The following is a 6,037-nucleotide window of genomic DNA, read 5'->3' as shown; positions in this document are numbered from 1 at the left end:
CGGGCTGGCTGATCTATGTCTCTACGCTCAGGTCCTGAACAATGTGCGGTTTGACGTAGATATGACATCTTATCCTACCCTTCGGCGCATACATGCAAATTGTATGGAAATTCCGGCATTGCAGGACGCGATACCGGCAAATCAACCGGATGCGGTGTAATCACACTTTGGTCCGGGATGTTGACGCTGGAATTTATACGCTATGTATAATCATAGATACTATCGGGAGAAAATGAATGAAACTGATCTATAGCACCGTATTGGCCATGGCGTTTGCAGCCCCTGCTTTTGCTGACAGCCACAGCATGGGCGATGCAGACGCGGGCGAAAAGCAATTCGGTAAGTGTAAAGCATGCCACGCAATCGTCGATGACGCGGGCGAAGTGATCCAGCGCGGCGGTAAAGTTGGTCCCAACTTGTACAATCTTGTGGGGCGTCAGGCCGGTTCGGTCGAAGATTTCAAATACGGTAAAAGCATCGTAGAGGCTGGCGAAGGTGGTCTGGTCTGGGATCAGGCAAGTCTGGCAGAATATCTTGAAGATCCGACTGATTTTCTGCGCACCACGCTGGATGACAGCAAGGCGCGTTCGAAAATGTCGTTCAAATTGCGCAAGGGTACCGAAGATGTCGCCGCCTATCTGGCCAGCGTATCGCCCGGTGCCGAAGGCATGGAAGAAGCACCCAAGTCTGAATAAGCTGATCAGACTGATCTAAAATTGCCCGCCCGTCGCAAGATCGGGGCGGGCTTTTTTAATGCGTTCCCAATGACGCGCGAGTTTTATCTGCACGCGCCCGCGCTTTGGTTGCTTGATCCGGCAGGCCGGAACTCTCGTAAACATCGCCCAGCATCAAATTCAACGGCACCCCGTCAGGGTCGTAGGTGCGCCGCATCTCAAGAACCTGCTGCGCTGCAGAGGCGCGGCCGTCTTGCACCAACGCATCCAGATGTATCTGTTCGAACAGGTCGCGCTGTGCGTGGCTGCCCCCACATTCTGCCATTCTTGGCAATGCACGCCCAAGCTGCGCGATCGCCGTAGGCCAATCGCCTTGGGTATGGGCGATGATACCGCGGGCTGCGGGCAATGCGACCTCGGCCCAAGCGGTGTGATCATATTGCGCGGTGTCGGCAGCGCGATTTTGTATCGCGTCAAACAGGCTCTGAGCTTGGGGTTTTTGCGTGCGCCCCAAAGCATATAGATATTGCAGTGTCAGAAAAGCATTCACGGTATCCGCGCCGCGCATCGCGATATGATCGGCAACATCGCCCCAGCGGTCCCCAACATCGACACCGGCAAATTCCATCCGCGCCAACAGCGAAACGGCACCGACCTGATCCTGGGAATAGTCTTTGGCCAGCCCCCAGATATGCGCGTCATAGGCGCGGCGCACATCGTCATGGCGACCCTGTGAAAGGTAAAACAGCGCCAGATGCCACCAGTTATGGCTGCGCATAAAGGAATTGAGCGGTTGCCACGTGTCGGCCACGCTTTCCAGAAACACAGCCCCTTTGGCCACGCGGCCTTGGGTCAGCATCACATGGGCCAGTGCATGATGCGCCCACGGTTCGTCGTGTCGCAGGGTCATCGCTTGGCGGGCGGCGGCTTCGGCATCCTCTAGCAGGTGGCATTGTTCATAGCCAAAGGCGATCATCCCATGGACATAGGGGATATCAGCGGCCTCTGGCAGCGCCTTGAGGGCCATGCGCAACATGCCTGCCGCGTCGCCAGTGTTGAACAGGTGATATTGCGCCAGCTTGAGCATCACGACATCGCGCGGATGGTCCGTTGTAATCACGTCACACCCCGTCAGCATCGCGGGGATGTTGCCATCGACCCAATGACCGATGGTTTCAATCACCTGCGCCTCGCGTTTGGTTCCGGGTGCGGCTGCACGGGCGCGGGCCAGATAGGGTGCGGCCTTGGCGGGTGCTGCGGGGGATTCAAGAAACATCCACAGCATCGCGGCATAGGCGTTTGCAATGGCACAATCAGGGTCCGCATCCGCGGCGGCGATGATATTGGGGGCCTTGGTTTCGTAGGCGATAAAGCCGTGGATTAAATCATTGATACCTTGGACCGTCGCAGGGGTATCGGCGGTGATCGGCAAGCCATAAAGATCGGTTGTCATGGGGCACCTGTGATCGGATTTGAATTGGCAAAGCTTTTGACGTGGTCAGCGACTGCCTGTGGCGCATCCCAGTGAATAGAATGCCCCGCGTCAGGAATGATATGCGTCGGAATACCCGCCAAAGCCTGTTGCGCCATCGGCAGCGGGATAAGCATGTCGTCTTGCGCCAAAAGCGCTTGGGTCGGTGCGGGCAGCGGTGACGCTAAAGTGCGAGGTTGATAACCTTCCAGTGCGCCCAATTGGTGCGCCATGCCCCCGACGGTTTGCGCGTGAGCATAAGTAAGCGATGCCGCCGCCGCCGCATCCACGGCACCGGGAATATCATAGACCGCTGGTGTAAACAGCCACGGAAAGAAAGCGTGCAACCATGTGTCAGGCGCTGCATCGCTTTGCCGGATCGCCAAAAGAGCTTTGAACAGAGCCTGATTGCGCGTCAGCCGAACCGGAGCTGTCGCTGCAAGGGTCAGACTTGCGATTTGGTCGGGATAGGCGTGCAGCAGCTCAAGCGCGATCATGCCGCCCATCGAATGGCCGATAACATGCGCCTGTGGGATATTCAGACGGTCCAGCAAGGCAGCACAATCCTCGGCATAGATTTCGACAGAAACCGCAGCATCGACGGGGGCCGTGCGCCCCGTGGTCCGGTTATCGGGTCTAATTAGGGTGAAATGCGGGGACAGCAACGGGACAAGTGGGGCCCAACTGGCGCTGTCGCTGACCATGCCCGCGATCATCAGCAAAGGGGGTCCGCTTCCGTCGATCTCGTAATGCAGGGTCACGTCGGGAAGGGTCAGTTTAGGCATTCAGATCGCTCCAACAGGGCAGCAGATCGCCGGGGGCGGGGGTTGCGTGATAAATTGCGCGGCCAATGGCGCGGGCAAGGCAAAGCGAAGCCGCATGGCCGATAAGCCCCAGCATCGTTGGGTCGATCGCATGGGCTTCGGTGCTGAGGGCAAACACCAAATCACCGTCATGGGGCGTGTGCGCAGGTACCGTCGCACGGCCAATCCCATCATGGGCGGCAACCGCCATACGCTGGCATTGTGCCTTGGTTAGGGTCGCATCTGTGGCGACAATCGCAATGGTCGTATTTTCGCGCGGCGACATGGCGGCGGTCTTGCGGCTGTCCAGATCAAGTCCCAGACCGCTGGCAGGATCAGGGCCAAGGCCGCCAAATTCAGCGCCCATTTCGAACGGGGCGGCATAGAAATGCCTGTCACCCGGGGTCGTTACCGCGCCCACAGGATTGGCGGCAACCAAAGCGCCGACCATAGTGCCATCAGGCAATTGCAGGGACGCGGACCCTAGCCCGCCTTTCACCATCGCGCTAAGCGCGCCGGTGCCCGCCCCGATGCTGCCCAAATCAAAGCTTTCACTTGCCGCGTTGAAAGCGGTACGACCAAGAGCGCGGTAGGGGTTATCATCCCACGCCTTGTCACCGCCATTGAGCAGATCAAACAGAATTGCGCCGGGCACCAAGGGGATCGTGGCATCTTTGATCTTGAATCCCCGCCCGACCGCGCGCAGTCCGTCAACCACACCGGAACAGGCATCAAGCCCGTAAGCCGACCCGCCGGACAGCACCAGCGCATCGACCACCGCCACTGATTTATCAGGGGCAAGCAGATCGGTTTCGCGGGTGCCCGGCGCGCCCCCCATGACATGAACAGAGGCGGTAAAGGGTTGATCGGCGGTCAAAACCGTCGCGCCGGATTTCAGCGCGTCGTTCTGCGCATTTCCCACCCTAAGGCCTTGGATATCCGTGATAAGGTTTTTGGGACCGGTTTGCATAAGTTAGAGCCTGTTGCGCTGGCGGGATGCTCCGCAGGGAGTTTTTTTGGCAAAATGAAGCAGGGTCAGATACAACGCCCGCCGTCGACTTCGAGGGCGATGCCGGTGATCATGCTGGCTTCGTCCGAACACAGGAAAAGGGCGGCGTTGCCCATGTCTTCGGGTTGGCTGAAACGACCGAGGGGGATTGTGGCAAGGAATTTGGCCCGGATTTCAGGTGTGTCTTCGCCCATGAAGGTTTTCAGCAAAGGTGTTTCGCCAGCGACAGGGTTGATCGCGTTGACGCGGATGCCGTTAGGGGCCAATTCGACCGCCATGGTTTTGGTGGCGGTGATCATCCACCCTTTGGAGGCGTTGTACCAGTTGAGGTTCGGTCGTGGCGATACCCCTGCGGTGGAGGCGACATTTAGGATTGCGCCCATGCCGCGGGATTTCATATGCGGCACGATGCTGCGCGCGGTCAGATAAACGGATTTCATATTCACGCGGGTGACACGGTCAAAGTCGTCTTCGCTGATGGTATCAAGCGGGGCGGGCATGTGGGACACGCCAGCGTTGTTGATCAGGATGTCGATGTGACCCCAAGCAGCAAGGGCTGCGTCGGTCATGGCTTGCACAGAAGGCCCGTCGCCCACGTCGACCTGTTGGGCAATTGCGTGGTCGCCCATTTCGGCGGCGAATTGTTCGGCGGCGGAGCCGTTGATGTCAGCCACCATTACCCGCGCGCCTTCTTGCAAGAAGCGGCGGATGATGCCCGCGCCAAAGCCGGAGGCTCCTCCGGTTACGATCGCGGTTTTTCCTGTCAGACGCATAATTTCCCCTCCGGTAGTGATGATTTCTTTGATGGTATGAGGATTGGCCGGTCCCGCCAAGCGCTAGCGTTCAATCCTGAAGGCAAAACTGCCGCTTTGATGGACGGTTTTGGGCGGACCTTGGGTGATCTCGCAGGCGTTTTCGCAATCCGTCAGGCATTGCTGCCAAAACGGCATCCCGCCTGGGGACAGGGCGGCAACCCCAAGGGTCCAGTCGCCGCCAAGGGCGTTAAAGATCAGATGTGCCGCCTCTGTACCGATGCCTTGGTGCCGATGCGCAGGTTGAATGGTGAATTCGGTCAGTTCGTGAGTGCCGTCGGGATGATTCCAGACCAGCGCAAATCCGATAGGCTGGCCATCGGCGTTGATCAGATAGGGGTGACGTCCGCGTTCGATCCAATAACGGTCCAGTGCTGACGGATAATAGGGGGGACCGTCTGGCAGCAATTCGGCGAAATAGGTCTTGGCCATTGCGTCAAGCGTGGCGCGATTGGCCTCTGGTACGGGGGAGATTGTGATTTTCATGCTGGGTCGCTCTCGAACTCTGGCAGAACCGGGGCGGCGGCCAGCAGCTTTTGCGTATAGGGATGTTGCGGGGTTTCAAACACTGATTGCGTTGCCCCCTGTTCCACGATTTTGCCGGATTTCATCACCAGAACCCTGTCTGTCACGGTGCGTACAACTGACAGATCATGAGAGATGAACAGATACGTCAAGTCATATGCTTTGCAAAGATCAGCCAGCAGATCAAGGATCTGGGCGCGGACCGATACGTCAAGCGCGCTGACGGCTTCGTCGAACAAGATCAGATCGGGGCGGATGATCAAAGCGCGGGCAATCGCGATGCGCTGGCGTTGGCCGCCGGAAAATTCGTGTATGTATTTGCGCCCATCGTCGGGGGATAGGCCCACCGCCGTTAGCGCTTCGGCAATTGCGGCGTCGCGCGCGGCACCCTGTGGGGGATCGGCAAGCAGGTGAAACGGTTCGGTGATCAGGCGGTCGACGCGGTGGCGGGGGTTAAAGCTGCCGAAGGGGTCTTGAAACACCACCTGCATTTTGCGCCGCACGGCAAGATTGGGTTTGGTGCCGGTAAAGACCGGTTCGCCATCAAGGGTGATTGTTCCGGCTTGCACTTGTTCAAGGCCCAAAACCGCCCGAGTCAGGGTCGATTTGCCACAACCGGATTCCCCCACCAGCCCCAACCGTTCCCCGCGCTGGATGGTAAAGGACACATCATCAACGGCGCGAAAGCTGGCGGGTTTGCCAAAAAGGGTTTTGCGCGGCAGATTGTAATCCCTGCTCAGGTT

The 6,037-nt window shown here is 58.4% G+C and carries 7 protein-coding genes; 1 reads left to right on the top strand and 6 read right to left on the bottom strand.

The genetic code is table 11. The features are described 5' to 3' along the window. Positions 1-236 precede the first annotated feature (236 nt). Positions 237-695: a cytochrome c family protein gene (locus ABYT07_RS18185; RefSeq protein WP_372993434.1), complete on the top strand. Its 459-nt coding sequence runs from the start codon at positions 237-239 to the stop codon at positions 693-695. 55 nt (positions 696-750) lie between these two features. On the opposite strand, the gene ABYT07_RS18180 is transcribed toward ABYT07_RS18185, so the two are convergent. The 6 genes from ABYT07_RS18180 to ABYT07_RS18155 form a co-directional block, all read right to left on the bottom strand. Next, entirely contained in the window at positions 751-2,127 is a 1,377-nt protein-coding gene (locus ABYT07_RS18180) for a tetratricopeptide repeat protein (protein WP_372993433.1), read from the bottom strand. After that, the gene (locus tag ABYT07_RS18175; protein WP_372993432.1) at positions 2,124-2,930 is read right to left on the bottom strand and encodes an alpha/beta fold hydrolase; all 807 of its coding nucleotides are present in this window, start codon (positions 2,928-2,930) and stop codon (positions 2,124-2,126) included. Before ABYT07_RS18175 ends, ABYT07_RS18180 begins: the two co-directional genes overlap by 4 nt. Next, complete coding sequence (locus ABYT07_RS18170; protein WP_372993431.1) at positions 2,923-3,918, bottom strand: P1 family peptidase; 996 nt, start codon at positions 3,916-3,918, stop codon at positions 2,923-2,925. Before ABYT07_RS18170 ends, ABYT07_RS18175 begins: the two co-directional genes overlap by 8 nt. Positions 3,919-3,983: 65 nt before the next feature. Further along, on the bottom strand, positions 3,984-4,730 hold the full coding sequence (locus tag ABYT07_RS18165; RefSeq protein ID WP_372993430.1) for an SDR family oxidoreductase: 747 nt from the start codon (positions 4,728-4,730) through the stop codon (positions 3,984-3,986). A 63-nt stretch (positions 4,731-4,793) separates the two neighbouring features. Continuing rightward, complete coding sequence (locus ABYT07_RS18160; RefSeq protein ID WP_372993429.1) at positions 4,794-5,255, bottom strand: GNAT family N-acetyltransferase; 462 nt, start codon at positions 5,253-5,255, stop codon at positions 4,794-4,796. After that, on the bottom strand, positions 5,252-6,037 hold a 786-nt coding region (locus ABYT07_RS18155; RefSeq protein ID WP_372993428.1), incomplete at its 5' end, for an ATP-binding cassette domain-containing protein. The genes ABYT07_RS18160 and ABYT07_RS18155, both read right to left, overlap by 4 nt.

Source organism: Sulfitobacter sp., assembly GCF_041552635.1.
In the GTDB taxonomy this organism is placed as follows: domain Bacteria; phylum Pseudomonadota; class Alphaproteobacteria; order Rhodobacterales; family Rhodobacteraceae; genus Sulfitobacter.
This window is presented reverse-complemented; position numbering and strand designations above follow the sequence as displayed.